Genomic DNA, 25147 nt, shown 5'->3' with positions numbered 1-25147 from the left:
ATTGCTATGGTCCATGAGATCCTTCCTTTGCTGTGTGGGGCCTCAACCCCACCAGCTCTCATTTGTTCCTCTTAGCCTCGGCAGGCGGCGTTATTTGTCCGCCGCAATGTTTGACTTGTCCGCCTTCGTCTGCACCAACCCTTCATGTCAACGGTGTGGTTCCACTCCTTGAAGTCCTGCCCGCTTCTGCGACCCGCTCACTTGTGAAGGTTCGACCTGCTTGGTGGCATACGCCTTTCGGTTGAACTCCGCCAAAGCACCTTTTCTCCACCAATGACAATGCTAGAGTTTCCATTCGTGGCGCGGATACCGTTAACAGAGTGATGAATGAAGGCATTGCTTACAAAGGCCGTGGCGACGGTTATCGTCTTATTCGCGCGCGCAGTTACGGCCGTCCGCGCCGCATGGCCCGACGAAGGCCTGCCTTCAGGCCCCTGCGTTTATTATGCCAACCACTCCAGCCACGGCGATTTCGTTCTGGTCTGGACGGTATTGCCGCCAAGGCTGCGACGTCGGAGCCGGCCGGTCGCAGGGGCAGAATATTGGCTGAAGTCCCGGCTCAATCGATTCATCGGTAGTGATGTCTTTAAGGCGGTGCTGATTGCGAGGGATCGGGACAGGCGGACGGAAGATCCGGTCACGCAGATGGTCTCGGCAATCGATGCCGGTTACTCCCTGATTCTCTTTCCGGAGGGTACACGAAACCAGTCCGATGCACTGCTCCTTCCGTTCAAAAGCGGCATTTTCCATCTGGCGGCGGCGCGCCCCGACATCAATCTCGTGCCGGTCTGGATCAGCAATCTGAACCGCGTCATGCCAAAGGGAGAGATCGTTCCGATACCGCTGATCTGCACGGTTACCTTCGGCAGCGCTTTACGGATCATGCCGGTCGAGGACAAGGACGTCTTTCTTAAACGGATGCAGGCCGCCCTTCTGGCTCTTTCTCCGAACACGATAGGCGGTCGGGAATGAGTGACGCGAATTCCGATCTGATGACGCTCGTAGCTGGCATTTTCTGCGTGCTCATCTTCGCGTCGGTCGTCGGTTATATATTGCAGCAACGCCTTTCGCCGAACGGTTCGAATTCGGCTGTCGAAAACCTCAATGCACGGATCAAGGCCTGGTGGGTCATGGTCATTTTGATCGGCATAGCCTTCACAGCGGGCCGTATCGGCGTCTTGATCTTATTCAGCTTTTGCTCATTCGCAGCACTTCGCGAATTCGTTACCCTCATCAACACTCGAAAGGCGGATCATTGGGCGCTTGCAGCAGCTTTCTTCCTCGTCGTTCCAATCCAGTATTGTCTGCTCTGGGCTGAACAATACGGTATCTTTTCGATCTTCATTCCCGTCTATGCCTTCCTGCTGATGCCGATCATCTCGGTACTTCGGGGTGATACGGAACGCTTCCTTGTTCGTATCGCGGAAGTACAGTGGGCGTTGATGATCTGTGTCTTCTGCGCCTCCCATGTGCCGGCGCTCCTGACGCTGAATATCCCTGGATACGAGGGCCGCAACGTGCTGTTGATCGCCTTTCTGGTGATCGTGGTCCAGCTGAGTGACGTCTTGCAGTATGTCTGGGGCAAATTGTTCGGACGCACGAAGATCGCTCCAAGACTGTCGCCATCCAAAACCGTCGAGGGTTTCGGCGGCGGCGTTATCAGCGCGACACTGATCGGAGCGGGCCTCTGGTGGATTACACCCTTCACGCCACTTCAAGCGGGCATTCTGGCTTTCGTCATTACGCTGATGGGTTTCTTCGGGGGGCTGGTCATGTCTGCGATCAAACGCGACCGTGGCGTCAAGGATTGGGGCAATCTCATCGAGGGCCATGGTGGGTTGATCGACAGACTGGATTCTGTCGTCTTTTCGGCGCCCATTTTCTTTCACCTCACGCGCTATTGGTGGTCTCTGTGATGTCTGTCCTGCAGCGCCTCTTGCATAATTCAGCAGCGCATGTCCTGTTCGCCTTCCTGGCAATGGGGGGCTGGGCAGCCTTTGCCAATCGCAGCCATACAATGCCGGCACCGCTCCATGCCGGCCTTGTGCAGGGGACGATATCGGCCTGCCTGACGCTCTTTCTGAAATCGGTCATCGACTGGCTTTCCAGCCGCTTCAGCGGTTCAACAAGGTATTGGGCACCGCCCCTGGTGGCGTGCCTTGGCTCCGCCAGTATTCTGGTGGCGATTCATGCGGCGAGCGGCACTCCGGAAATAGTCAGGACGATCGCGTTGCCGCTGCTCGTGTCTACGGCTTATGCAACGATCTACAATTGTTCGACTTCCGCTAGGCGAGGTTTCGACACATGATGGAGTCAGGTGACAGGAGACCTCTGGCAAGCCGCAATACCCGCTGGGCAGGCGCAATTGCCCGATGGCTGGCCGCGCGTGCGATCACGCCGAACCAGATCTCCCAAGCCAGCATGCTGGTGGCGGCAATCGCAGGCGGCGCTTTCTATGTGGCGGGACAGACAACTGGAACACTACGTATCGGGTCCCTGCTGCTGGCCGTCTTATTCTGCCAGGCACGCCTCCTTTGCAATCTATTCGACGGCATGGTCGCAGTCGAAGGCAAAAAGGCAGAGGCCGACGGTCCCTTCTGGAACGAATTTCCAGATCGCATCGCGGACCTGATGATATTTTCGGGAGTTGGATATGGCATCGACATGCCGGGGCTTGGCTGGGCAGCGGGAGCCTTCGCCGTCTTGACGGCCTACGTCCGAGAGCTCGGCCGCGCCACGGGTAGCCCGGGCGACTTTTCAGGCCCGATGGCAAAGCAGCATCGAATGGCGGTGATCACAGTGGCGGGACTGGCGTCTCTTCTTGAGCCCCTGTGGGGCGGGGAGAACGAGATCCTGACAGTCGGTCTCTCCATCATCACGCTGGGAGCGGCTCTGACCACGATCCGTCGCTCGAAGACATTGGTGACCAACCTGAAGGCTCGCTGACCTACTCCCATCGGGCAGCGAAGCGAGCAAAATTCAAAGGTCGGATTGAGTAAGCGTGGACGGTCTAGGTGGAAAGATCTCCTCGCCAAAAAAAGCATTTGTCCTTGTCGAGAACGAAACTCCTCGTGCGTCTATTAGAGGAAAGCGCGTGAAACCAGCATGCGCATTCGCCCATTTCAGACAGCAGACGCGAAATAGCCGAAAGGCTGATCGGATCGCGAGACGGCCAGAATGGATCAAAGGAGCAAGCACATGGATACGAGCGAATTGAGACCCGCGAAGGAACTGGCGGAAAAACGCGCGAGCAGGTTCACGAACGAAAGTCCGGAATACGCCGAGGCGAGGACGGCCCTGCTGGCGGAGGAAATCGAAGTCCGGCGACATCTCACGAGGCTTGCGGAGCAGCGCCGCCGTCTGCCTCCAGGCCCGGTGGTCCAAAAGGACTATCGCTTCAGGGACGAAAACGGCAACGAAGTCGGCCTGGCAGACCTATTCGGGCATCACGATACGCTTGTGACGTACTTCTGGATGTTCGGCCCGCAGCGCGAACGGCCCTGCCCCATGTGCACGAACTTCCTTGGCGGAGCGAACGGCAACGGTGCCGACGTCAAGCAACGGGTTGCCTTCAAGATCATCGGTCGCAGCCCGGTGGCACGCCAACGCGCCTTCGCCATCGAACGCGGCTGGCGCGACCTGGACTTCGTCCAGACCGTCGGCGATGACTATGCCCGGGACCTGGGTTTGCTCAACGACAACGGATCTGAAAATCCGGGGTTCACGGTCTACCAGAAGGACGGGAAAGATGTCCGCGTCTTCTACAATGGCGAGATGCCAGCCGAAGCTGCGGACCCCGGCCAGGATCCAAGAGGGGCGGTCGATATCGCACCGCTCTGGAACATCCTGGACATGACGCCGGCCGGCCGCGGTACCGACTGGTACCCGAAGCTCAATTACTGAGCACGATCACTGCAGTCGTCGGTCGCGAGGCTATGAGTCGGATTTTGACGTGTCGGCGTGCCGATGGACGAGCTTCCATTCGCCGTCTTCACGTCGGAAGACCTCCGTCACGCGGAGCGCCATCGGGACCTCGGCGACGACTTCACCCGATTGAACGTGCGCCATGTATGTCGGACAGGTCCGGAACTACTGAGGGCACGAATGCTACCACCGCTTCACACAAAGTGAGAAAGGACCTGCTTCACCGTCAAACGACATGAGCCCCATTCTGCGAACGAGCATGAAGTGGCGCGAACGTTTCAGTGTGCGACGCTTCGTTCCTCGTGTGCCCTCACGATGGCGTCCGCTTCCTTGCCGTATAGCTCCTCAAAGTGATCGAAGGTCTTGGTAAAGTAACCGATACCCTGCGTCGCCGAACGCAGCGCCCGCGCCAGATCGTCAAGGGCGCCGCCGGGAATAAGTGCCCGGAAGATATCCCATCCCTTAGCGGTTTCATCCCTATCGAAGCCGAGAACCTGCCCCTTGAGAGCGGAGACGATCTGAACGAGGCTGCCGGAATAGATCGACGGAATGTGAATTTCGCTGCGGAAGACCGGTTGCATTAAAACCGCCGCCCCTTCGGAAAGCGCCTGTCGCACTCCCATTTTCGACGCAGTCCTGAAGGCGTGTTCCGAACTGTCGACGGCATGGTGCTGACCATCGAACAGCGTTACGCCGACATCGATGACCTGGAAGCCGAGCGGCCCTTTCTCCATCGCTTCGCGCGCGCCTGCTTCGACGGCAGGGATGTAGTTGCGCGGAACGACGCCACCCTTGACTGTTTCGTTAAAGGTGAAGCCCCGGCCGCGCTCGTTAGGGCGAATGCTCAGCTTAACATCCGCGAATTGCCCAGCACCGCCGGTCTGTTTGCGATGCCGGTAGTGAACCTCGGACGGCTTCGCGATTGTCTCGCGGTAGATCGGGCTGGGCGTTCGATCGGTCACGTCGATGTGGAAGACGTCGGACAGCGTCCGGCAGAGATCGCGCAGATGTACCGGGCCCTGGACGCAGATGAGCTGGGCGCCGGTGCCTTCCTCCTGCAAAACGACAAGACCGCGATCCGTCGCGGAAAGTTTTGCCAGTGTTTCAGAGAGCTTGTTTTCATCGCGTTCACTGCCCGGGACCAGGATCCTCTCAAGCATTGGCGTCGGTGGCTCCGTCCATTCAGGCGGGGCAACCACTGCGTCTGATGTCAACAGCGACGGGACGGGCAAGTGGTCGGACTTGACCGTCGCGAAGACATTCCCGGATGCAGGCACGATCGCGGAGTTCGACCGTCCGTTTACGGGATCCTGCACGGCGCCGAGGCTGGAGCCGCCCAGTAATGCGCCTTGACGCAGTCCCTCACCAAACGCACGCACCAGCACCGTCTTGCCGATATTCTGACGATGAAAGGCATGGAAGCTCACGGCGGTCAGCTTGTTTTCATCGACATTGCGCGCATGAGCCAGGCGTTGTCGAAGGACCCCTACCGACGGCGCCTCGTGGCGCAGTGCCTTCATTAGCCTCATGATGCCGTTGCCATGACTTGCGGCACCGATCAGGACTGGGATAATCCTGTTTTCCCTGAGAATCCGCGATGAAATGGCATAGAGCGCGTCGCTCGGCGGTTTCCGATCTTCGATCAGTTCCTCGAGAAGCCAGTCATCGAATTCGGACAGGTGTTCCAGGAGCTCGCTGCGCGCTTCCTGCTCGCGCTCGGCGGCGCTTTCGGGGATTGCGATCAGCGCCGAAGTCTGGCCTTCCCGATAGCGCCACGCCCGTTCCGAAATCAGATCGCAGCTGCCTACGATCCTGTCTCCCTCTCGAATCGGAATCTGGCGAAGCAGAAGGGTGTGGCTGGCGTAGTCTTGAAGGGCTGCAATCAGATCCCTTAGCCGCCCTCTCGGTTCGTCCATCTGATTGACGAAGAGGATACATGGCGTCTCCGAGGCCTCGATTATGCGCAGATGGGGCGCGGCGAGCACAGCCTCCTCAGGAGCCGGTGAAACACATAGGATGCACGCGTCGCTGGCAAGAAGCGCATGCTGTACATGCGCCAACGCTTCGTTAGGCCCTGGCGCATCCAGCGCACACCACGCCTCGTTTCTGAAGGTGAATTCTGTGAGGTTCAATCCATAAGGGGAGCTGGATTTCCTCGGCGCCCCCTCCAGCGAGCCGAGCTTTTCCACCACTGTCGATTTTCCGGTCTGCGAGGGTCCAAGCACGGTAAAGCAGCGCATCGGCATTCCTCCAACTGCCATGAACACAATTTTCAGCCATCATAGGATGCCCTGAACCGCTGCAAGGCGCCAGAGGTCAGTTTCACAACGCTCACAGTCGAGCCGGAACGCATTTTCTGAAAAAAGTTCTCATCCTGCACGCAATAACGGAGATGACCGAGAAACGCGCTCGCGAAGAGAAAACCGGAGCGAAGAGTTCCCGATCTCAATCGTGCCGGCGGCGTGCCCACCGGTTTAGAGGGTCGGCACCTCGACCCACTGCGAGAATGTCGCGGCCTGGCCAAAATCCTGACCTTCCGGGCTCCGGAGTTGCCAGACTATTCCGTCTTCCATCCAGAAGCGGCTTCCGGACTTTGTGACCCGCAAACCGCGGTAGCCCGTCATAAATCCGTTTTGCGTTACCGCATCCAACAACGACTGGCGCTCCGTCCTTTCGCTCGGGCCCGCCGAGAGCCGCGATTGCAGCTTTACAAACTCGCTCCAGCTATATCCGAACCGCCTTTGTGCTGCGCCATTGGCGTAAACAAAGACGGGATCCGGCGCGGTATTATGTGCAAGGACGACGAACGGGGCATCGCCATAGAGCCATTCAGGTCCGCGATCCCTGGGGAGAAGATCTCTGCCGACAAGACGGCGGAAGCTGCCTGTGAGGAGTTCAAAGAATTCTGGGTCGTTCGGATTCAGTTCGCCGTTCAACTGCATCTCGTTTCCTTTTCCGGTGCGACCGCTATACGAGCCCTGCTCCGATTTAGTCATGGGATGTGGCACCGGTGCGGCGAGCCGTATCAATGCAAGCGGGCGTCAATTCGGCACAAAGTAATTCTTGTAGATTTGGATGAAGTTAAAGGCCCGGCAGGACGGTGGATGCGGCTGTCCACGCGCGCCGCAAACCCTTGCTGTGACCACCATGCATGCCCGTTTGTCAGAAATAGATCGACATGACCAGATCCTGGTCGAAATCACCAAAACCCTTGCCGAAGAGGTTCATGCCGCCGGGATTGTCGGCCTTTTCGTCGATGCCGATCCGGAAGCGGATCGAGTGATGGTCGGCTATGCCGAGTGAGGCGATGGTCTGGGTCGAGACCATGGCGCCGTCGATCCAGGTGCCCGTCTCGTCGATCGTCCAGGTCTTGAGCTTGCCATATTGGGAGCCCGACAGCTTCCACCAGGCAGGGGAATACATGCCGCGGCGATCGCCGTAATCACCAGGCGAAGTCCAGTGTCCTGCCTTGATGCCGTTGACCCAGATGGAAATGTCGGACGGCCAGTTAGCGTTCGTGGCTGGGGTTTCCGAGCTCAGCTCTGCCGAGAATTCCACCTTGCGAATCTTCTTGCCGGAGACCTTGGCATTGTTCGGGAACTTGTATTCGACATAACCGCGGGTGAACCAGAGCAACGCCGCCTGCATGCGCTGCGGATCGAGGAAAACCTCCTGCACATCGAGCATGCCGATGACATTGTTGACCGAACAGAGACCGCAAGGGGCGCCAACGTCGAATTCCGTAAAGAGACCGATCGGCATGCTGACGGTAACCACATCCTCGCTCGCTTTGGTACCGTTGGCATCGAAGCGGATCAGGATTTCGTCATAGATGCTGGAGCAGACCTTCTGATTTCCCTTCGTCGCCTTCATCGTCTGGGTCTGGATGAGGCCCGCCTGCTCGAGCGACTTCAGATTGGTTGCCGTCGTCGATTGCGGCAAGCGCATCTGCGCCGCGATGTCATTGACATTCAGCGGCCCCTTCTGGCGCAGCAGGTTGAGGATTTCGATACGCGTCGGGGAGCCGAGAGCCTGGACGACGTCAACGTCCCGCATCGGATCGACGGTTAGAAGTTTCGTCTCCATGCCTTGATACTGGTTCTCCAGTCTTTCTGGTCGGTTTCAGCTGATATCACGGCGTCATGTCCCATGTCGCCGCTCTTTTTCATGAGCGCCGGTCCGCGCCTCGGGAGAGCTGTCGCGGACCGGCTGGGCCTTCTCACCTCGGCCCGGAAGCAGTTTCCCATGCATTTATCCCTTGATGCCCGATGACAGCATCAGGGCCTGCGTCACACGCTTCTGGAACAGCAAATAGGCAAGAGCGACCGGCATAGCGGCGAGGATGGCGACGGCCATATCGCGCGCATATTTGACGCCGAACGCATCTCTCGTCTGGGTAATGCCGACGGTAATCGTCATCATGTCGTCGGAACTGGTGACGAGGAACGGCCACAGGAAGGCGTTCCAGGCCATGATGTAGGTGATGATAGCGAGTGCCGTGGTAATCCCCCAATTCAGCGGCAGATAAAGCTTGAACAGGATCTGGAACTCGCCGCAGCCATCGAGCTTGGCCGCTTCGCGCAGCTCTTTCGGTACGGAATCGAAGAACTGCTTATAGACGATGACGACAACGGGAACGATCAGCTGCGGCAGGATAATGCCGCCCCAGGTGTTGATCAGGTTCAGCTTGTGCATCAGCACGAATTGCGAAATCACCAGTGCCTGTGAAGGCACCATGAAGCTAGCCAGGATGATGCCGTAGAGAAGCCTGCGGCCGGGAAAGACGATCTGCGACAGCGCGTAAGCGCACATGACGCTGATCAGGATGACGACCACCGTCACCGTCACCGATGTGACGATGGAATTTAGATACCACGTCGAAAGCTTCGTCTCGAACAGCGCATAATAATAGCCCGAAAAGTTCAGGACGTCGGGAACGAGGGTAGTCTTATTGACGACATCCTGTTCCGGCTTGATGGATGTGACGATCGCCCAATAGATCGGGAAGGCCCAGGTGCAGGCGATCACCAGCGTAAGGATGAGCAGCAGCGCATTGCCGATTGTCTTGCCGGGCATCTCAGCGCTCCCTCACACGCAAAAGCTGATATTGCAGCACCGAGACAACGACGATGATCAGAAACAGGATCACCGCGACCGCGGAGCCGAGCCCGCCATGGTTCGACCGGAAAGCTTCGCGATAGACCAGCTGCAAGAGCACGTAGGTGGAGTTGAACGGCCCGCCCTCGGTTAGCAGATAGACCTGGTCGAAGATCTTGAGCTGCAGGATCAACTGCAATGTCAGCACCAGCGCGGTCACTGGCCAGATCAGCGGCCAGGTAATGCGCTTGAAGCACTGCCAGCGGGTCGCGCCATCGAGCATGGCCGCCTCGTAATAGTCGTTGGGAATGTTGCGCAGACCCGCGATGAAGAGCAGCAGGTTGAAGCCGTTGGTCCACCAGACGGTCACGAGCGCCACCATCGGCATGGCCCAGATCGGGTCGCGGAAGACACTGATGCGCGCGCCTGTGAAGGCTTCGATGACGAATTGCGCAATGCCGAATTGCTGGTCGAGGACCCATTTCCAGATCTGGGTGACGACCGAAACAGGAAGAATATAAGGGATGAAGAAGAGCACGAGTACAACGCTCTGCACCCAGCCTTTCAAGCGAACAACCATCAGCGCCAGTCCGAGGCCGATCAGCGTATTCGGGATGACCGTCAGCACGACAAAATAGCCGGTGTTCCAGACCGAGGTATAAAAGAGCTTCTGGTGGAAGAGCTTCACGTAATTGTCGAAGCCCACCCACTGGCCTTCGCCGACGAGCGGCGCGTCGGTAAAGCTCAAGGCGAACATCTTGTAGACCGGATAGGCAAAGACGATCGCATAGGCGATCAGGAACGGCGCGATCATGACGATCGCCGTCAGCGTCTTGCGTCGCTTTTCAGTGTTGACCACAGATCATCTCCCTGGACGAAAGACTGGCCGGAGGCGGGCTCCGGCCAGGGTCTCCTTACTTCTGGCTTTCCAGCTCTTCGCGCATCTGGTCGATCGCATCTTCCGGATCGAGCTGACCGTTGAGTGCCGGAACCACGAAGTTCTGGGTTGCTTCGTAGATCGGGCCGGCAACACCTGCGAGCTTGGAAACCGGATCGAAGACGGCGGTATTGGCAAGCTTTGCATAAGTGGCGTTCGGCTGCATTTCCTTGAATTCCTTGCTCTCCGTCACCGGCTTGAAAGCAGGGATATGGCCGGCGCTTGCCCAGGAGATCGAGTGCTCGTTCATCCACGCGATGATCTGCAGCACGGCTTTCAGCTTTTCGGGCGTAATCGGCTTGCTCTCGCTGTTCGGAACGGCGAAGGAATGCGAGTCCGCCCAGGTGGCCTGCGTGCCCATCAGGTTCGGGATTTCGATGGCGCCCCATTCGAAGCCGAGTTCGCCCTTCTTGGCGAGGTCGGTCATCGTCGGTACTTCCCAGACCCCGTTGATGTGGAACGCTGCCTTGCCGGAGGTGAAGAGCGCAATCGAAGCTTCATAGGAAATCAGCTTCGGCGAATACCCTCCGGAGACCCAGTTCGCCATCGTCTTCAGCGCCTTGACCCCGGCATCGCCCGGCAGGATTTGGTCGCCGTCGATGAACTTGGCGCCTTGCTGGGAGAGCAGCGTATAGAAGACGCGCCACATGGAACCGCCTTCATCCGTATGCAGTGACAGCGGATATTCGACCTTGCCCGTCGCCTTGATCTTGTCGAGCGCGGCGTTGAAATTGTCGAGACCGTCGAGGCCTTTCGGCAGGCCATCATCACCGAGCAGGCCGGCTTCCTTCAGGATGTTCTTGTTGTAATAGAGAACGATCGAATGCACGTCGAAGGGAATGCCATAGACTTTGTTGTCGAACGTCGCCTGCTTCCAGGCGGCATCGACATAATTTTCCTTCTTGATGCCGGCCGATGCCAGCTCTTCATCGGTAAAGGGGCGCAGGATGCCGGTCGGCACGGCCAGCGGATAGCGCGACATGTGATAGGTCATGATGTCTGGCTGCTGGCCGACGGCGGCTGACGTCTGCACCTTGGTATAGAAGGGCACGCCCCATTCCAGCGTCGTGGCATTGATCTTGATGTCGGGATGCGTGTCGTTGAATTCCTTGATCAGCGCCTTCATGCGAACGCCGTCGCCACCGCTCAAGAAGTCCCACCAAGTAATGTCCGTCTGCGCGAATGCGGCCGCCGAGGGCAGCAATGCGATGGCTGCCGAGACGGCGAGTTTTAGAAGCTTTCTCACGTTTGTTCCTCCTCTAAATCATGGGTTACGGTCACCCCGCGGTACGGGGCCTCTCTTGTCGCGAACCTCCTCCAAAGGTGCGCGTCAGATCTCCTGCATTCCTTTCCAGTCTCCGGATCCGATCCGACTTCCGTTCAATCAGCTGAGCCTTCTGCCTTCGGCGTCGAAAGCCAGCATTTCAGGCACTCTCAGTGAGAGGCTGATCTTCTCCTTCGGTTGAGGCCTGCTTTCGCGGCACTCGACCGTCATCTCCGCATTGGTTTCGGTCAGCACATGAAGATATCCGGTACCGCCAAGCTCCTCGGTGAATTCGGCCGTGACGGGCAGCGTCAGGCCGCCATTTGAGGCGCCGAGGCCGATATGCTCGGGCCGCACGCCGACATTGATGGCTGAACCTTCTGCGACCGGACTGCGTGTCGGCAGGTCGAAGGTCTGCCCCGGCGCGTCATCGAGCTCGACACGCGCCGATGCTTGACCGGTGGCCACGACCTTGCCCTTCAGAAAATTCATGCCCGGCGAACCGATAAAGCCGGCGACGAACATGTTCTGCGGATTGCGGTAAAGTTCCAAGGGTGCGCCGACCTGCTGGACAACGCCCTCCTTCAAGACGACGATCTTGTCAGCGAGCGTCATCGCCTCGACCTGATCATGGGTGACATAGACCATGGTGGCGCCGATCTGCCGATGCAACCGGGCGATTTCCATGCGCATCTTCACGCGCAATTCGGCGTCGAGGTTGGAGAGCGGCTCATCGAACAGGAAAACCCGCGGTTCGCGCACGATAGCACGGCCGATCGCCACACGCTGGCGCTGGCCGCCCGAGAGCTGGCTCGGCTTGTGCTGGAGATAATCTGTCAGGCGAAGAATATCGGCAGCCGCCTTCACTTTCTCCTGAATCTCCGCCTTCGGCCGTTTGGCGATCGACAGGCTAAAGGCCATGTTTTCGAAAACCGAAAGATGCGGATAAAGCGCATAGGATTGGAAGACCATGGCAACGCCACGCTTCGACGCTTCCCTGTGGGTCACGTCTTCATTCTCAATCCTGATCTGGCCGCCGCTCGTTTCCTCAAGCCCGGCAATCATTCGCAGCAGCGTCGACTTTCCGCAGCCGGAGGGGCCGACGAAAACCGCGAATTCGCCCTGTTCGATCTCGATATCGACGCCGTGAATGACGGCAAAGGAGCCGAACGACTTCCTGACATCAGTCAGTTTTATCCCAGACATATATCCTCCCGATTGGCACTCCAAACGGGGCAGCCTCCTCCGCTGCCCCGATGGCAATCAACTCACGCCGAAGCGACTGACAGCAGGATGAAATGGTAGGATTTCGCCGGCAGCGATCCGGTCAGCCTGCCTTCGTCGGTGACCTGCAGGCTGGATCCTGCCTTCGGCACGATACGGTTCTGATCCTCAACGGAGTTACGCGCCTTCAGGTCCTCGCCGACCATCGTATGATGCTGAACGACCTTGACGCCCTTGAAGCCCTGCAGATCGACGTCGAGATCGAGCGCTTCATCGAGGCTGCGGTTGATCGCAAAGAGCGCAATGCTCTTGCCGTCTTCGTGCAGCACGGCCGAAAGATCGAGGTAGGGAACATCCTGCGCCACTTCGCAATCATAGGTCGGGCCTGACGAGGATACTGTCAGTGCCGTGCCACGGCCGTATTTCGACGCGAACTGCAGCGGGTAGTAGATCGACTGGCGCCAGGCTGGACCGCCCGCCTTGGTCAGGATCGGCGCGATGACGTTGACGAGCTGCGCCATGCAGGCGATCTTCACACGGTCGGAGCGGCGGATGAAGACATTGAGCAGCGAGGCGACAAAGATCGCGTCCTCGAGATTGTAGAGCTCTTCGAGCAGCGGCGGTGCTTCCGGCCAATCCCAGTTCTTGTAGCGCTGATCGTCTTCCTTGCGGTCGTGATACCAGACGTTCCATTCGTCGAAACAGATCTTCACGTCGCGCTTGGAGCGTTTCTTCGCCTTGATGTAGTCGATGACGCCGCCGATCGTGACGATGTAGCGGTCGAGCTCGATCGCCTTGGCATAGTAGTTCAGCGTATCGTTTTCCTCGTTGCCGAAATATTTGTGCAGCGAGATATAGTCGACGCTGTCGTAGCTCGCATCGAGAACCTGCGCTTCCCATTCGGGATAGGTCTTCATCTTGTCGTTCGACGAGCCGCAGACCACGGTTTCGAGCGTTTTGTCGAAATATTTGAAGGCCTTGCTGACTTCATTGGCCAGCAGACCGTATTCCGTCGCTGTCTTGTGACCGACCTGCCAGGGGCCGTCCATCTCATTGCCAAGGCACCAGATGCGGACGTTGTGCGGGTCCTTGTATCCGTGCTTGGCGCGCAGGTCGCTCCAATAGGTGCCGCCCGGATGATTGCAATATTCGAGGAAATTACGGGCATCGTTCAAGCCGCGCGAACCGAGGTTCATGGCGAGCATCATTTCGGTCTTGGCGAGCTTCGACCAGTCGGCAAATTCGTTGACGCCCATCTGGTTGGTCTCGCGGGTCCGCCAGGCAAGATCAAGGCGCGTCGGGCGCTGGTCGCGCGGACCGATGCCATCTTCCCAATGATAGGCCGAGACGAAGTTGCCGCCCGGATAGCGTACGATCGGCATATCGAGATCGCGCACCATATCAAGAACATCGGTACGGAAACCGTCCTTATCAGCTTTTTCGTGACCCGGCTCATAAATACCGGTGTAAACGGCACGGCCCATATGCTCCAGGAAGGAGCCATAGACACGCTTATCGACGTTCGAGATAGTGAATTCCCTGTTCAGGGTCGCCTTAGCTCGCATGGATGTTCCTCGTTTATTGAATTTGATTTTTCGAGAAGCTATTCTGGGAAATTTTTTTAATCAAGTATTTTGTTTTGTATCAAAAAATCAGATTTAGTTTATGAAACAGAATGCCTAAGCCATTGAAAATCAGGGAAAACCAGCCATATGCGCGGCGTGGGAAGCAAAATGCCCTAAAAATAGATGGGAGAATTCGCAAATGCCAAACCCGAGCTTTCGAGTGGATTCAAAACCGACGGATAAGTGAGAAACGGCAGTAAGAGATTCTGCTGCGTTGGACGCGATGCTTGTCTGACCGATTACGATTTCACTCGATGATTTCGTCTAGAGTGCGTCGCACTTCGACCTGGCGCAAATCGGCAGACAGTGTTTGACGTCAAGAGACGCAGGCATCCTGCGAGCGAGCATTTCCGTCCACCGGCTGCCAGCGGGCCGCTGGTCAGGCTTCACTGGTAAGCGTATACTTATTTTGCGTGCAGCTCTTGGTCCCATGGCCCGGTTGTTCGCCGGCGTCCATTCTGATCGTTGCTGTCGGCGGCGAGATCGGGGGAACTGTCATGACACATTTTATGGCCCATTTTCATGTGATTACGGGTGCTGACGCTAACGCGGCCTATCCGAACGTGCGGCGCATCGGCGCGGCCGATGTCGTCGCGGCCCTGCAGCAGGGGCTGGCTGATTTTTGGGACAAGCCGTCGCACTATGTCTTTCTTTGCCTGATCTATCCAGTTGCGGGACTCCTGATCGCGCGGTGGACATCCGGCGCCAACATGCTGCCGCTGCTTTTTCCCCTGATGTCGGGCTTTGCCCTCCTCGGTCCGGTCGCCGCACTCGGTCTCTATGAAATCAGCCGCAGGCGGGAACTCGGTCTTGACACGTCCTGGCTGCATGCGCTTGCGGTCTGGCGTTCCCCGGCGATGCCGGCCATTCTTGTTATCAGCATCATGCTGGTCGCGATTTTCGTGGGGTGGCTTTTCTCGGCAAGGGAACTCTATTTAAGCCTGTTCGGGCCCGAGCGGCCGGAATCGTTGCTAAGCTTCTTCAATGAGGTCTTCACCACCGATCGAGGTTGGCGATTAATCCTCTATGGCAATGCCGTCGGTTTCATCTTTGCTCTCGTCGTGTTGTGCACCACGGTCATCGCCTTTCCCCTTCTTCTCGATCGCGATGCGGGCGCAGCGGCGGCGATATTTACGTCGATGAGGGCCGTGGTCTGCAATCCTGTCGAAATGGTGCTCTGGGGCCTGATCGTGACGGCGCTCCTCGTCGCCGGCTTTGCCCTGTTCTTCGCCGGTCTGGCTATCGTCATCCCTGTGCTTGGACATGCCACCTGGCATCTCTATCGCAAGGTCGTGGAACCTGAGCCGGCAGCGGCCAACGCTCTATGAATTGCCCGGGGAGCATTCCTTATCAGGGAGATGTCGTGCGATCCAAGAAATCAAGCACGCGAGTGGTCAGCAACCCAGCCGCATCCGCGTCATAGGACGGCAGCGAGCTGTCTGCGAAGTAATGCTGATCGCCGGGATACAGGAAAAGCTCCGCATCCCTGACCTTCTCCACGATCTCACGAGCGGCCTCGATATCACCCTCGCCGACGAAGATCGGGTCGTTGTCCATACCATGAATCTGAACCGGAACGTCGTCCGGCCAGGGTCCGAAGGCCCACTCGCCACTGATCGGCAGGCAGGAGTAGAAGAGCAAAGCCCCGCGCGCTCCAGATCGCGTCTGCGCCAGCTCTTGCGCCGGCAACACTCCGAATGAGAACCCGGCGTAGACAAGCTCGGGCGGCAGTTCGTCGGCGATGCGGACGCCACGCTCCCTCATCGCGTCAAATCCGATCTCACCAATGTAGGCGAGCCCCTCGTCAATGCTTGAGAACGTGCGCCCCTCGAAGAGATCAGGCGTATGAACGATGTGGTTCTTTGCACGCAGGTCATCGGCGAACGCGCGCAGACCTCGCGTCAGCCCCTGCGCGTGATGGAACAACAAAACCTCAGCCATACGATCCTTCCCCAACGACCAGTATCTCTACTGCGTTGCACCAAAGAAGGCGAGCCTGGTGAAGATCGTATAGTGCGATTCCGATACCATCAGCGCGACGAAAACCAGCACCAGCAGCGGTGGCAGCAGGATGGCGTAGACCAGTGCCAGCCGCTCCCAGGCCATGTGCATGAAGACGGCGACGATCAGCCCGGCCTTCAGCATCATGAACACAATGATCAGCGCCCATCGGAGATAGCCCTGGATGCCGAGATAGTCGACCATGTAGGACGCGGTACTGAGCACGAAGAGCAGGCCCCAGACGAGGAGATAGAGCCGGATCGGGTGCTGCTGTCCGGGATGCGCCTGGGCATGCGCCGTTTGGGTTTGTGCGTGCGCCGTTGTCTCGCTCATGACCACCTCACCACAAATAGAAAAATGCGAAGATGAAGACCCAGACTAGATCGACGAAGTGCCAGTAAAGCCCCATGATCTCGACAGCCTCATAGCGGCCTCTGCGACTGGTGAAGAAGCCGCGCCGTCCCTCGTCGAAATCGCCCCGCCAGACCTTACGGGCGATGATCAGGAGAAAGATGACGCCGATGGTGACATGAGTGCCGTGAAAGCCGGTAATCATGAAGAAGGACGAACCGAATTGTGCCGCCCCCCACGGATTCTCCCAGGGGCGTACGCCTTCGGTGATCAGCTTCGTCCATTCAAAGGCCTGCATGCTGACGAAGGTTGCACCCAGAAGCGCTGTCAGCAGCATCAGCGTCGCGGTCTTGTAGCGCTCGCGGCGATAGCCGAAATTGACCGCCATCGCCATGGTGCCGCTGCTGGAGATCAGCACGAAGGTCATGATCGCGATCAGGATCAGCGGAATGTCCTGGCCACCGATGTGCAGCGCGAAGACCTCGCTCGGATTGGGCCATAGGACGGGGGTCGACATGCGGGCAGTCATGTAGGCGATCAGGAAGCAGCCGAAGACGAAGGTGTCGCTCAAAAGAAAGATCCACATCATCGCCTTGCCCCAGGAGGCTGACTTGAAGGCGCGCTGATCCGAGCTGAAATCGGCGGCAACACCGCGCAGGCCCGGCTTGAGGTCGGTCTCGCCATGTGTCTGCATGATCCGCGTCATCTACAATCTCCTAATTCAGTCCCCTGGTTAGCCCCTTAGTTCAGCAAAGTGCGGCAGAGATCGACGAAATCATTCGCCCAACCGGCAAAGAGCGCAAAGAGCACAAGCCAGACGACGAGCATGAAATGCGAATAGATGGCGGAAAGCTCGACGCTGAGCCGCAGCCTCTCCGGCGCGATTTCGGCCGCGAATGCCCGGACCGTCGTGTGCGCGAGGACGGCAAGCCCGCCGAGAATATGCAGCCCGTGCAGACCGGTCAGCATATAGAAGAAACTGTTGGCGGGATTGTCGGCAAGCACGTAGCCCGCCGCCGTCAGCTCCCGCCATGCCTGGATCTGTCCGACGAGAAAAAACATGGCAAGGGCAAATGCACTAACAAGCGCCGGCCGCAGGGCATCCATGCGACCATGCCGTGCTTCATCTTTCGCCCATTGCAGCGCAGCGCTGCTCAGGGCAAGTACTGCAGTGTTTATCCAGAGCAGTCGGGGAACTGGCATTCCCCACCAGTCGGCCGACGCCATGCGCATGAAATAGGCGCTGATGGCAAGGCTGAACAGCGCGCCGACGACACCCAGAAATATGAAGAGCCCGATTTTCACCGCCGGTACTGGCTCTCGATCGGTGCCCTCGTGAGCCGGCAGCATCACCGACCCGGTTTCGAGCCAGGGCTTCGAAGTCAGCCGCTGTCCAGCCAGATACCAAATGATGATGGCGCCGATAGCAGCAAGGAAGATCAGCATCACGTTCATGAGACAACCTCCCGTGTGACGCCGTCGTTTGCCGGCACCGTCTGCGGAATGAAATCCTCGGCCGCGCCTGGCACGCTGTAGTCATAGGCCCAACGGTAGACAACGGGCAGGTCCTTGCCCCAATTGCCGTGCGCGGGCGGCGTCTGCGGCGTCTGCCATTCGAGCGTCGTTGCGCGCCATGGATTGCCGCCTGCTTCCCTGCCCCGCCGAAGGCTCCAGGCGAGATTGAAGAGGAAGACCATTTGTGCGGCCCCGACGATCAGCGCCATGACTGTTATGAAGATGTTCAGCGTATGGGCCGAAGGCGGAACGAACGCCGTCTCTCCGAGTTCGTAATAACGACGCGGCACCCCGAGCAGGCCGAGATAGTGCATCGGAAAGAAGATCGCATAGGTGCCGAGGAAGGTGATCCAGAAGTGGATCCGGCCAAGCGTCTCGTCCAGCATGCGGCCAGTCACCTTCGGATACCAATGGTAGATCGCACCGAAGATGACGAGAATCGGTGCTACGCCCATGACCATGTGGAAATGCGCCACGACGAACATCGTATCCGACAGCGGCACGTCGACGACGACATTGCCGAGGAAGAGACCGGTCAGGCCGCCATTGACGAAGGTGACGATGAAGGCGAGTGCGAAGAGCATGGGCAGCGTCAGGTGGATGTCGCCGCGCCAGAGCGTCAGCACCCAGTTGTAGACCTTGATCGCCGTTGGAATGGCAATGATGAGCGTCGTGGTGGCAAAGAAGAAGCCGAAGGCCGGATTCATGCCGCTGACATACATGTGGTGGGCCCAGACGACGAAGCTCAGTGCGCCGATGATGACGATCGCCCAGACCATCATGCGGTAGCCGAAGATATTCTTGCGCGCATGCGTGCTGATCAGGTCCGAAACGATGCCGAAGGCCGGAAGTGCAACGATATAGACCTCCGGATGCCCGAAGAACCAGAACAGGTGCTGGAACATGATCGGGCTGCCGCCACCATGTTGCAGCTGCTCACCCATTTCGACGATGGCGGGCATGAAGAAGCTGGTGCCGAGCACGCGGTCGAACAACATCATCACGCAGGCGACGAAAAGAGCGGGAAAGGCAAGCAGCGCCATCACTGTCGCGGTGAAGATGCCCCAGACGGTCAGCGGCATGCGCATCAACGTCATGCCGCGCGCCCGTCCCTGCAGCACAGTCACGACATAGTTCAGACCGCCCATGGTGAAACCGATGATGAAGACGATCAGCGAGGTGAGCATCAGCAGGATGCCCCAGTCCTTGCCGCCGGGTGTACCGGAGAGAACGGCCTGTGGCGGATAAAGCGTCCAGCCGGCGCCCGTCGGGCCGCCGGGGGCAAAAAAGCCGGCGACCAGGATCAGCACCGCAAGCAGATAGATCCAGTAGCTCAACATGTTCGCGTAGGGGAACACCATGTCGCGCGCGCCGACCATCAGCGGAATAAGGTAGTTGCCGAAGCCGCCGAGGAACAGCGCGGTCAGCAGATAGATCACCATGATCATGCCGTGCATGGTGATGAACTGATAGTAGTGATCGGCATCGATGAAGGCGAAATAGCCGGGAAAGGCAAGCTGCAGCCGCATCAGCCAGGAGAGCACCAGCGCCACCAGCCCGATAGAGATGGCAGTGAGCGCATATTGCACGGCGATGACCTTGGCGTCCTGGCTGAACACATATTTCGTCCACCAGCTTTTCGGATGATAAAGCTCGACATCCTCGACCTCGGCGGCCGGGATGACGGCCCCGCTATCGGATGGAATCTCGACCATGATATCTCCTCCCTTTCTCGACGCGGCGTTCCGCCCTCTTTTAGTTCGCCTGCGGCGCCGCTGCCGATGACGCTGTAAGCTGGGTGAATGTCTGCTGCTGCCCGAGCCAGGTCTGATAGTCCGCGTCGTTGTCGACCACGACGGTGCCGCGCATTTGCGGATGGCCGAGACCGCAGAGCTCTGCACAGAGAATCTCGAACGTCCCCGTCCGTGTCGGTGTCAGCCAGAAATAGGTAACCATCCCGGGAATCATGTCCATCTTGGCGCGGAATTCCGGCACGTAGAAATCATGAAGCACATCGACGGAGCGCAGCAATATGTGCACCGGCTTGCCGACCGGCAGATGCAGCTCGCCGCCCTCGATGATGACGTCGTCCAGGCCGTTTGCGTCGTTCTTGTCGAGGCCAAGCGGATTTTCGGGAGTTACGTCGCGCGTCTCGGCGCGACCAAGCTTTCCGTCAGCACCCGGCAGACGGAAGCTCCACTGCCATTGCTGGCTGACGACCTCCACCGATGCGGCATCGGCAGGCACGGTGATGAACTGTTTCCAAACGATGAGACCGGGCGCCAGCATCGCCGCGACGCCGACGGCCGTTCCGGAGGCAAGCAGCACTTCCAGCCTTCGGTTCTCGGGCTCGTAATGCGCCCGGTTCCCCGGCCTGTGCCGAAAGCGAAAGACGCAGTATGCCATGAAGGAAATCACTGCAACGAAGACGATGCCGGTGATCCAGAAGGTGATGACGAGCGTGCTGTCTATATAGGTCCAGTTGGACGCGATCGGCGTCCACCACCATGGACTCAGCACGTGAAACAGCACCGAGCCGACGATTATCAGGACAAGGATCAGCACGACAGCCATGTCCGCTCCTCCCGAGCAGTTGACCGTGAAACCGTATTCCGCAAAAGTCCGTATTTATTATCGCACAGATAGAAAATACCGGCAATTACCGCAGTTTAGGCATGGACCGCCGCCGCGGTCCGCCGTTTGGGGTAGTGCCGTCATTTGGAATATTGCTTGAGATAGGCGATGAGATCTGTGATTTCCTGATCGTCCTTCAGACCGACAAAGGTCATCTTCGTGCCCTTCACCTTCACTTTCGGATTGTGCAGATAGTCGCGCAGCGTTGCCTCATCCCAGACAAGACCGCCGTCACCGGCCGCCTTCATCGCAGGCGAATAGGCAAAATCTGGATGCGTCCCGGCCTTCCGGCCGAACAGCTTGTTCAGTGACGGTCCGACCTTGTTCGTATCGGATTCGGCGACATGACAGGTCGCACATTTCTTGAAAACGGTGGCGCCCGCAGTGGGGTCACCCTCCTGCGCCCCGACGTTGCCGGGAGAAAGGGTGATGATGAAGGCGCCGATCAGCAGTACAGCACGGTAGTTCACGGCAAACCTCATCCTCCTCAAGGTCGCCCAGCCACTCATACCCCCCACTGCTATTGCCGCGCGGGGTATGTTAGCGATGATTAAAGCTTAGTCTTTCGCGGGTGCAAGTCAATCGGTCGCACAATATGACGCAGGCGGTGGGGGCTCGCGCCAAGAACGGCCTGCCGGCTCCGCCACGCCGCTCTCGGCGAGAAATTGATGGAGATCGCCCCTCGAGCAGCATGCGGCGCCATGGGTTGGCAGGAAGCCCGCCCTGAAGAGGTCCATCAAACGCGCTGACCGCCATTTCGGATTGTCGAGAGAGCATACCGATCAGACCATCCCCAGATTTTAATGTGCTTTCAATTTTGGTCCCACGGCACCGATGATTGATCGTCTTGCCGCCCGGCGGCGACTCGCTAAGCTCTTGATATGGGCATGCGGGAGGTGGACTTTGTCGGGTGGAGGTTTTTGATGGGCGAACAGGTCACGACTGTTGCAAATTACGGCTTGGAGCCGGGCCTGCGTTTTGCCGTACTTCTGGACGGAAGCGGCGGCTGTCGGACACTTGATATGGAAACGGCACGTCGGTGGACTCCTGAAGACGGTATCATCTGGCTGCATTTGGAGCGCGATCATCCGGCCGCGGCGGAATGGGTGACAACCAGAGGCGGCTTCGACCCGCTGGTCGCCGACGCTTTGCTGCAGGAGGAATCGCGCCCGCGTGTCGAGAACATCGATGACGGGCTGCTTATCATTCTTCGCAGTGTCTGCGCCGCACCGCCGGAAGAGGCAAAAGCCGGATCGGAGGAAATTGACCTCGTCCCCCTTCATATATGGGCCGACGAACGCAGGCTGGTGACCCTGCGCGACAGCGGCCATTACATAACCGCCTTGCGCGATATCCGCCTCGCCCTGGACAAAGGCAAAGGCCCGAGACAAACAGGTGAACTTCTCGCCCTTGTCAGCGAAAAACTGGTACGCGACCTCGAGCCGGTGCTCGACACGATGGACGAAGAGGTCGACGAGCTCGACGAGCTGATCTTTCATGGCGAAGCCAGCGAAGTGCGCGAGCGACTGAAGCAGCTACGCCGCCGCTCCGTGCAGCTTCGCCGCTATCTGGCTCCCCAGCGCGACGCCTTGAACCGCATCGAACATGACGACGCCCCCTGGCTGAAGGAGCGCGACAAGCTGCGCTTCCGTGAGGTGATCGACAAGCTGATGCGGTTCATCGAATATCTCGACGCCATCCGCGACCGCACCAGCATTCTTCATGACGACCTGTCCACTGTCATCAGCGAGCGGATCGCCCGCAATTCCAACCGCCTCGCGGCGCTCGCAGCGCTGCTGTTGCCGCCGAGCGTGGTGGCCGGCCTGTTCGGCATGAATGTCGGCGGAATCCCCGGTGTCAACGATACCTGGGCTTTCATTATCATCGTTGCCTTCGTCGCGATCACATCGATTGCGACGCTGATGATCCTCAGGCGGATCAAGTGGCTTTGAGCGACTGAAGGGAAAGCATCATCTGCGGGATAGCTAATCGATATTATTCCTGACGCACCGTTGACCCAAAGACGATAATAGCAATCTGCATGACCGCGAAGTGGAGGAAGCAGTGCGAATATTTTCCAAAATTGGCGAGTTGCGCTCGGCGCTCGATGCGTTGAGGCGACACGACCGGACGGTGGGCTTTGTGCCGACCATGGGCTACCTGCATGCCGGTCACATGGAACTGGTCTCGCGCGCTCGGTGTCAAAACGATATTCTGGTGGCCTCGATTTTCGTCAACCCGCTTCAATTCGGGCCGTCGGAAGATCTCGCCAAATATCCGCGCGATCTCGAACGGGACGCTCAGATGCTGAAGCAGGCAGGCGTCAATATGCTTTTCGCGCCTGCTGTCAACGACATGTATCCAGAGCCGATGCTGACGACAGTCGATGTGCCGGAGATCGGCAACGAGCTGGAAGGGGCGGTGCGCCCAGGGCATTTTGCCGGCGTGGCGACCGTCGTCTGCAAGCTGTTCAACATCGTACAGCCTCAAAAAGCCTATTTCGGCGAAAAGGATTATCAGCAGGTCGTTGTCATCAGGCGCATGGTCGCCGACCTGGCCATACCGGTGGAGATCATCGCGGTTCCGACAATCAGGGATGAGGATGGTCTCGCCTTGTCGTCGCGCAATGTCTATCTCAGCAAGGCAGAGCGAAAGGCGGCAGTCATCGTCCCAAAAACGCTTGATGAGGCCGAACGGCTGGTTGCCGATGGCATCAGCGATCCCAGGGAACTCGAAGACTGTCTGAAGGCGTTCCTCGGTCAGGAACCCTTGGCCAACCCGGAGATTGTCGCCGTCAGGGATGCGTCGACCCTGCATCCTGTTGCCGCCATCAAGGACCCTGTGGTCGTTGCACTCTTCGTGCGGATCGGTACGACGCGGCTTCTGGACAACAGAGTGATCGGCGGCCGCGACAGCGCAAGAATTGGAGCGGAGCGATGAGCACACCCGGATTTCAGAAACGTCTTACGCCATCGAGCATCACCGCCATGAAGGGAACGGCGCCGATCGTTTGCCTGACGGCCTATACGACGCCTGTCGCCCGCCTTCTCGACGAACATTGCGATCTTCTGCTGGTCGGCGACTCCTTGGGCATGGTGCTCTACGGCATGGAGTCCACGATCGGCGTCACGCTCGACATGATGATCGCTCACGGCAAGGCGGTCATGCGCGGCGTCAGCCGTGCCTGCGTCGTCGTCGACATGCCTTTCGGGACCTATCAGGAATCGAAGGAAGTCGCATTTCGCAACGCGGTTCGCATCTTGCAGGAAACGGGCTGCGATGCCGTTAAGCTCGAGGGCGGCGAAGAAATGGTTGCGACCATCGGCTTTCTGACGGCACGTGGTATTCCCGTCCTTGGCCATATCGGCCTGATGCCACAGCTGGTCCATACCGCAGGCGGCTACCGCTCGGTCGGACACAGCGAACACGAGGCTGCGAAAATCCGGCGCGACTCCCATGCCATCGGCGGATCCGGGGCATTCGCCTTCGTGATCGAAGGGACCGTCGAGTCCCTGGCGCGCGAAGTGACTGCCGCCACGCCCGTGCCGACGATCGGCATCGGCGCCTCATCGGCCTGCGACGGACAGATCCTGGTTTCCGACGATATCCTCGGGCTCTTCAATGATTTTACGCCACGTTTCGTCAAACGTTACGACGAACTCGGAAAACGCGTCTCTGCAGCGGCGGCAGACTACGCTGCCGATGTGCGCGCCCGCCGGTTTCCGGCGGCTGAACATACTTTCAAGAGACGATCCTGATTGCGGAAAGTTCTTAGGAAAAGTTTTCCCCTGATTAGCTGGGAAGCCGCCCAGCTCCGAAGCAACGAAATCGATTGCTTAGGTCATCACGAAACGAAAATATCTGATGGCATTTTGAAGCACTGCAGCTTGGCATCCGGTCGACAAAAGCCGCCGTTAACCAACTGCTCGATAGAGCGGGAACAAATATCTCGTCTGCGACGTTGTGGCGCCCGGGACAGGAGGAGAAAAATGCCCAACGCACAATGGAGTGAACCAATCGAAATCAAGTTCGGTCACGCGGGATCGCAAATTGTCAGAGGTCCGTTCGACGCGCTCATTTGTCTTCAAGACATGTGGCCGCAGCGAACGGGAGCAAAATTCGTCAAGGCAAGCAATGCCTGCAAAGGCGCCGTCGAAGGACGTGTCAGTATGGAAACGGCAAGGGCGGATTTTCTCGCCGCTGCGGAAGAGGCGAAGCTCACCAAGCACTGAACCTTGCTGAAACTTTCGGGCGGACGCACAGGCTGCGTCCGCACTTTCTTGACAGGGGGAGGCAGCATGCGCGTCTTGCTGATATCGCTCTTATCTTTGGCCACGATAACGAGTGCGACGGTTCCGGCCATGTCTGCCGATATGATCCAAGGGTATGAGCGGCCGCCTATCGTGAAGCATCGTTCCAGGCCCGTCGTTCGCACGCACTATGTCGAGCGCCGCCGTCTCGATTGCAGCGATATGATCGTCGAATACCGTTACATACCGCGTACCGAGGTCGTGACAGTATGCCACCGCCTGTGAGGCGGAACCCGAGTGCCATCCCTTCACCCGCCCCCCGAAA

27 protein-coding genes are annotated in these 25147 nt (G+C 58.5%); 11 read left to right on the top strand and 16 right to left on the bottom strand.

Annotated features, from left to right (window positions below; translation table 11 throughout):
- The first annotated feature begins 327 nt into the window (after positions 1-327).
- From FHX08_RS21525 to FHX08_RS21505, 5 genes are all read left to right on the top strand, one after another.
- Positions 328-972, top strand: coding sequence for a lysophospholipid acyltransferase family protein (locus FHX08_RS21525; protein ID WP_132656613.1), 645 nt, complete (start codon positions 328-330; stop codon positions 970-972).
- Positions 969-1916, top strand: coding sequence for a phosphatidate cytidylyltransferase (locus tag FHX08_RS21520; protein WP_132656612.1), 948 nt, complete (start codon positions 969-971; stop codon positions 1914-1916). Before FHX08_RS21525 ends, FHX08_RS21520 begins: the two co-directional genes overlap by 4 nt.
- Entirely contained in the window at positions 1916-2308 is a 393-nt protein-coding gene (locus FHX08_RS21515; protein ID WP_184327615.1) for a hypothetical protein, read from the top strand. Before FHX08_RS21520 ends, FHX08_RS21515 begins: the two co-directional genes overlap by 1 nt.
- Positions 2305-2946 carry a CDP-alcohol phosphatidyltransferase family protein gene (locus tag FHX08_RS21510; protein WP_132656610.1) on the top strand — a complete coding sequence of 214 codons (642 nt, stop codon included), beginning with the start codon at positions 2305-2307 and terminating at the stop codon, positions 2944-2946. The genes FHX08_RS21515 and FHX08_RS21510 overlap by 4 nt, the downstream gene beginning before the upstream one ends.
- 252 nt (positions 2947-3198) lie before the next feature.
- Positions 3199-3903, top strand: coding sequence for a DUF899 family protein (locus FHX08_RS21505; protein ID WP_132656609.1), 705 nt, complete (start codon positions 3199-3201; stop codon positions 3901-3903).
- A 30-nt stretch (positions 3904-3933) separates the two neighbouring features.
- Here FHX08_RS21505 and FHX08_RS21500 read toward each other — a convergent pair whose 3' ends face one another.
- The 9 genes from FHX08_RS21500 to FHX08_RS21460 form a co-directional block, all read right to left on the bottom strand.
- Positions 3934-4026, bottom strand: coding sequence for a nuclear transport factor 2 family protein (locus FHX08_RS21500; protein WP_245508351.1), 93 nt, complete (start codon positions 4024-4026; stop codon positions 3934-3936).
- Between the two features lie 176 nt (positions 4027-4202).
- On the bottom strand, positions 4203-6164 hold the full coding sequence (locus tag FHX08_RS21495; protein ID WP_132656608.1) for an elongation factor G: 1962 nt from the start codon (positions 6162-6164) through the stop codon (positions 4203-4205).
- Positions 6165-6398: 234 nt separating this feature from the next.
- Complete coding sequence (locus tag FHX08_RS21490) at positions 6399-6866, bottom strand: MEKHLA domain-containing protein (protein WP_132656607.1); 468 nt, start codon at positions 6864-6866, stop codon at positions 6399-6401.
- Between the two features lie 220 nt (positions 6867-7086).
- Positions 7087-8010, bottom strand: a complete 924-nt coding sequence (locus FHX08_RS21485; protein WP_132656606.1) for a transcriptional regulator — start codon at positions 8008-8010, stop codon at positions 7087-7089.
- A gap of 165 nt (positions 8011-8175) precedes the next feature.
- The gene (locus tag FHX08_RS21480) at positions 8176-9000 is read right to left on the bottom strand and encodes a carbohydrate ABC transporter permease (protein ID WP_132656605.1); all 825 of its coding nucleotides are present in this window, start codon (positions 8998-9000) and stop codon (positions 8176-8178) included.
- A 1-nt stretch (position 9001) separates the two neighbouring features.
- The gene (locus tag FHX08_RS21475; RefSeq protein WP_132656842.1) at positions 9002-9835 is read right to left on the bottom strand and encodes a carbohydrate ABC transporter permease; all 834 of its coding nucleotides are present in this window, start codon (positions 9833-9835) and stop codon (positions 9002-9004) included.
- 100 nt (positions 9836-9935) lie between these two features.
- The gene (locus FHX08_RS21470; RefSeq protein WP_132656604.1) at positions 9936-11204 is read right to left on the bottom strand and encodes an ABC transporter substrate-binding protein; all 1269 of its coding nucleotides are present in this window, start codon (positions 11202-11204) and stop codon (positions 9936-9938) included.
- Between the two features lie 138 nt (positions 11205-11342).
- A complete protein-coding gene (locus tag FHX08_RS21465) occupies positions 11343-12428 on the bottom strand; it encodes an ABC transporter ATP-binding protein (protein ID WP_132656603.1) in 1086 nt (361 codons plus the stop codon).
- A 62-nt stretch (positions 12429-12490) separates the two neighbouring features.
- Positions 12491-14011: an alpha-N-arabinofuranosidase gene (locus FHX08_RS21460; RefSeq protein ID WP_132656602.1), complete on the bottom strand. Its 1521-nt coding sequence runs from the start codon at positions 14009-14011 to the stop codon at positions 12491-12493.
- A 569-nt stretch (positions 14012-14580) separates the two neighbouring features.
- On the opposite strand from FHX08_RS21460, the gene FHX08_RS21455 reads away from it, so the two are divergent.
- On the top strand, positions 14581-15399 hold the full coding sequence (locus FHX08_RS21455) for a DUF2189 domain-containing protein (RefSeq protein WP_132656841.1): 819 nt from the start codon (positions 14581-14583) through the stop codon (positions 15397-15399).
- A 22-nt stretch (positions 15400-15421) separates the two neighbouring features.
- On the opposite strand, the gene FHX08_RS21450 is transcribed toward FHX08_RS21455, so the two are convergent.
- From FHX08_RS21450 to FHX08_RS21420, 7 genes are all read right to left on the bottom strand, one after another.
- The gene (locus tag FHX08_RS21450; protein ID WP_132656601.1) at positions 15422-16012 is read right to left on the bottom strand and encodes a dienelactone hydrolase family protein; all 591 of its coding nucleotides are present in this window, start codon (positions 16010-16012) and stop codon (positions 15422-15424) included.
- Between the two features lie 27 nt (positions 16013-16039).
- Positions 16040-16405, bottom strand: coding sequence for a cytochrome C oxidase subunit IV family protein (locus FHX08_RS21445; protein WP_132656600.1), 366 nt, complete (start codon positions 16403-16405; stop codon positions 16040-16042).
- 7 nt (positions 16406-16412) lie between these two features.
- Positions 16413-17129: a heme-copper oxidase subunit III family protein gene (locus FHX08_RS21440; RefSeq protein ID WP_184327614.1), complete on the bottom strand. Its 717-nt coding sequence runs from the start codon at positions 17127-17129 to the stop codon at positions 16413-16415.
- 35 nt (positions 17130-17164) lie between these two features.
- Positions 17165-17878 carry a cytochrome c oxidase subunit 3 gene (locus FHX08_RS21435; protein WP_132656598.1) on the bottom strand — a complete coding sequence of 238 codons (714 nt, stop codon included), beginning with the start codon at positions 17876-17878 and terminating at the stop codon, positions 17165-17167.
- The gene (gene ctaD, locus FHX08_RS21430) at positions 17875-19653 is read right to left on the bottom strand and encodes a cytochrome c oxidase subunit I (RefSeq protein WP_132656597.1); all 1779 of its coding nucleotides are present in this window, start codon (positions 19651-19653) and stop codon (positions 17875-17877) included. The genes FHX08_RS21435 and ctaD overlap by 4 nt, the downstream gene beginning before the upstream one ends.
- Positions 19654-19693: 40 nt before the next feature.
- The gene (locus FHX08_RS21425; RefSeq protein ID WP_132656596.1) at positions 19694-20512 is read right to left on the bottom strand and encodes a cytochrome c oxidase subunit II; all 819 of its coding nucleotides are present in this window, start codon (positions 20510-20512) and stop codon (positions 19694-19696) included.
- Positions 20513-20652: 140 nt separating this feature from the next.
- Positions 20653-21042 (bottom strand): cytochrome c family protein, encoded by a 390-nt coding sequence (locus FHX08_RS21420; protein WP_245508344.1) that lies wholly within the window; start codon positions 21040-21042, stop codon positions 20653-20655.
- A gap of 453 nt (positions 21043-21495) precedes the next feature.
- Here FHX08_RS21420 and FHX08_RS21415 point away from each other — a divergent pair, with 453 nt between their 5' ends.
- From FHX08_RS21415 to FHX08_RS21395, 5 genes are all read left to right on the top strand, one after another.
- Positions 21496-22524, top strand: coding sequence for a zinc transporter ZntB (locus FHX08_RS21415; RefSeq protein WP_132656594.1), 1029 nt, complete (start codon positions 21496-21498; stop codon positions 22522-22524).
- A 112-nt stretch (positions 22525-22636) separates the two neighbouring features.
- The gene (gene panC, locus FHX08_RS21410; protein ID WP_132656593.1) at positions 22637-23512 is read left to right on the top strand and encodes a pantoate--beta-alanine ligase; all 876 of its coding nucleotides are present in this window, start codon (positions 22637-22639) and stop codon (positions 23510-23512) included.
- Positions 23509-24330: a 3-methyl-2-oxobutanoate hydroxymethyltransferase gene (gene panB, locus FHX08_RS21405; protein ID WP_132656592.1), complete on the top strand. Its 822-nt coding sequence runs from the start codon at positions 23509-23511 to the stop codon at positions 24328-24330. The genes panC and panB overlap by 4 nt, the downstream gene beginning before the upstream one ends.
- Before the next feature lie 231 nt (positions 24331-24561).
- On the top strand, positions 24562-24804 hold the full coding sequence (locus tag FHX08_RS21400) for a DUF982 domain-containing protein (protein WP_132656840.1): 243 nt from the start codon (positions 24562-24564) through the stop codon (positions 24802-24804).
- Between the two features lie 66 nt (positions 24805-24870).
- On the top strand, positions 24871-25107 hold the full coding sequence (locus tag FHX08_RS21395; protein WP_132656591.1) for a hypothetical protein: 237 nt from the start codon (positions 24871-24873) through the stop codon (positions 25105-25107).
- The last annotated feature ends 40 nt before the right edge of the window (positions 25108-25147 follow it).

This window comes from Rhizobium sp. BK529 (genome assembly GCF_014194105.1).
Classification (GTDB): Bacteria; Pseudomonadota; Alphaproteobacteria; order Rhizobiales; family Rhizobiaceae; genus Rhizobium.
This window is presented reverse-complemented; position numbering and strand designations above follow the sequence as displayed.

Excerpts from the sequence above, each read along its gene's own strand:
- FHX08_RS21525 (WP_132656613.1), top strand. The coding sequence starts at position 328 with ATGAAGGCATTGCTTACAAAGGCCGTGGCGACGGTTATCGTCTTATTC.
- FHX08_RS21480 (WP_132656605.1), bottom strand. The coding sequence starts at position 9,000 with ATGCCCGGCAAGACAATCGGCAATGCGCTGCTGCTCATCCTTACGCTG.
- FHX08_RS21465 (WP_132656603.1), bottom strand. The coding sequence starts at position 12,428 with ATGTCTGGGATAAAACTGACTGATGTCAGGAAGTCGTTCGGCTCCTTT.
- FHX08_RS21445 (WP_132656600.1), bottom strand. The coding sequence starts at position 16,405 with ATGAGCGAGACAACGGCGCACGCACAAACCCAAACGGCGCATGCCCAG.
- FHX08_RS21485 (WP_132656606.1), bottom strand. The coding sequence starts at position 8,010 with ATGGAGACGAAACTTCTAACCGTCGATCCGATGCGGGACGTTGACGTC.
- FHX08_RS21440 (WP_184327614.1), bottom strand. The coding sequence starts at position 17,129 with ATGACGCGGATCATGCAGACACATGGCGAGACCGACCTCAAGCCGGGC.
- FHX08_RS21415 (WP_132656594.1), top strand. The coding sequence starts at position 21,496 with ATGGGCGAACAGGTCACGACTGTTGCAAATTACGGCTTGGAGCCGGGC.
- FHX08_RS21495 (WP_132656608.1), bottom strand. The coding sequence starts at position 6,164 with ATGCGCTGCTTTACCGTGCTTGGACCCTCGCAGACCGGAAAATCGACA.
- FHX08_RS21395 (WP_132656591.1), top strand. The coding sequence starts at position 24,871 with ATGCGCGTCTTGCTGATATCGCTCTTATCTTTGGCCACGATAACGAGT.
- FHX08_RS21460 (WP_132656602.1), bottom strand. The coding sequence starts at position 14,011 with ATGCGAGCTAAGGCGACCCTGAACAGGGAATTCACTATCTCGAACGTC.
- ctaD (WP_132656597.1), bottom strand. The coding sequence starts at position 19,653 with ATGGTCGAGATTCCATCCGATAGCGGGGCCGTCATCCCGGCCGCCGAG.
- FHX08_RS21490 (WP_132656607.1), bottom strand. The coding sequence starts at position 6,866 with ATGCAGTTGAACGGCGAACTGAATCCGAACGACCCAGAATTCTTTGAA.
- FHX08_RS21505 (WP_132656609.1), top strand. The coding sequence starts at position 3,199 with ATGGATACGAGCGAATTGAGACCCGCGAAGGAACTGGCGGAAAAACGC.
- FHX08_RS21425 (WP_132656596.1), bottom strand. The coding sequence starts at position 20,512 with ATGGCTGTCGTGCTGATCCTTGTCCTGATAATCGTCGGCTCGGTGCTG.
- panB (WP_132656592.1), top strand. The coding sequence starts at position 23,509 with ATGAGCACACCCGGATTTCAGAAACGTCTTACGCCATCGAGCATCACC.
- FHX08_RS21515 (WP_184327615.1), top strand. The coding sequence starts at position 1,916 with ATGTCTGTCCTGCAGCGCCTCTTGCATAATTCAGCAGCGCATGTCCTG.
- FHX08_RS21450 (WP_132656601.1), bottom strand. The coding sequence starts at position 16,012 with ATGGCTGAGGTTTTGTTGTTCCATCACGCGCAGGGGCTGACGCGAGGT.
- FHX08_RS21520 (WP_132656612.1), top strand. The coding sequence starts at position 969 with ATGAGTGACGCGAATTCCGATCTGATGACGCTCGTAGCTGGCATTTTC.
- FHX08_RS21455 (WP_132656841.1), top strand. The coding sequence starts at position 14,581 with ATGGCCCATTTTCATGTGATTACGGGTGCTGACGCTAACGCGGCCTAT.
- FHX08_RS21475 (WP_132656842.1), bottom strand. The coding sequence starts at position 9,835 with ATGATCGCGCCGTTCCTGATCGCCTATGCGATCGTCTTTGCCTATCCG.
- FHX08_RS21435 (WP_132656598.1), bottom strand. The coding sequence starts at position 17,878 with ATGAACGTGATGCTGATCTTCCTTGCTGCTATCGGCGCCATCATCATT.
- FHX08_RS21400 (WP_132656840.1), top strand. The coding sequence starts at position 24,562 with ATGCCCAACGCACAATGGAGTGAACCAATCGAAATCAAGTTCGGTCAC.
- FHX08_RS21510 (WP_132656610.1), top strand. The coding sequence starts at position 2,305 with ATGATGGAGTCAGGTGACAGGAGACCTCTGGCAAGCCGCAATACCCGC.
- FHX08_RS21500 (WP_245508351.1), bottom strand. The coding sequence starts at position 4,026 with ATGGCGCTCCGCGTGACGGAGGTCTTCCGACGTGAAGACGGCGAATGG.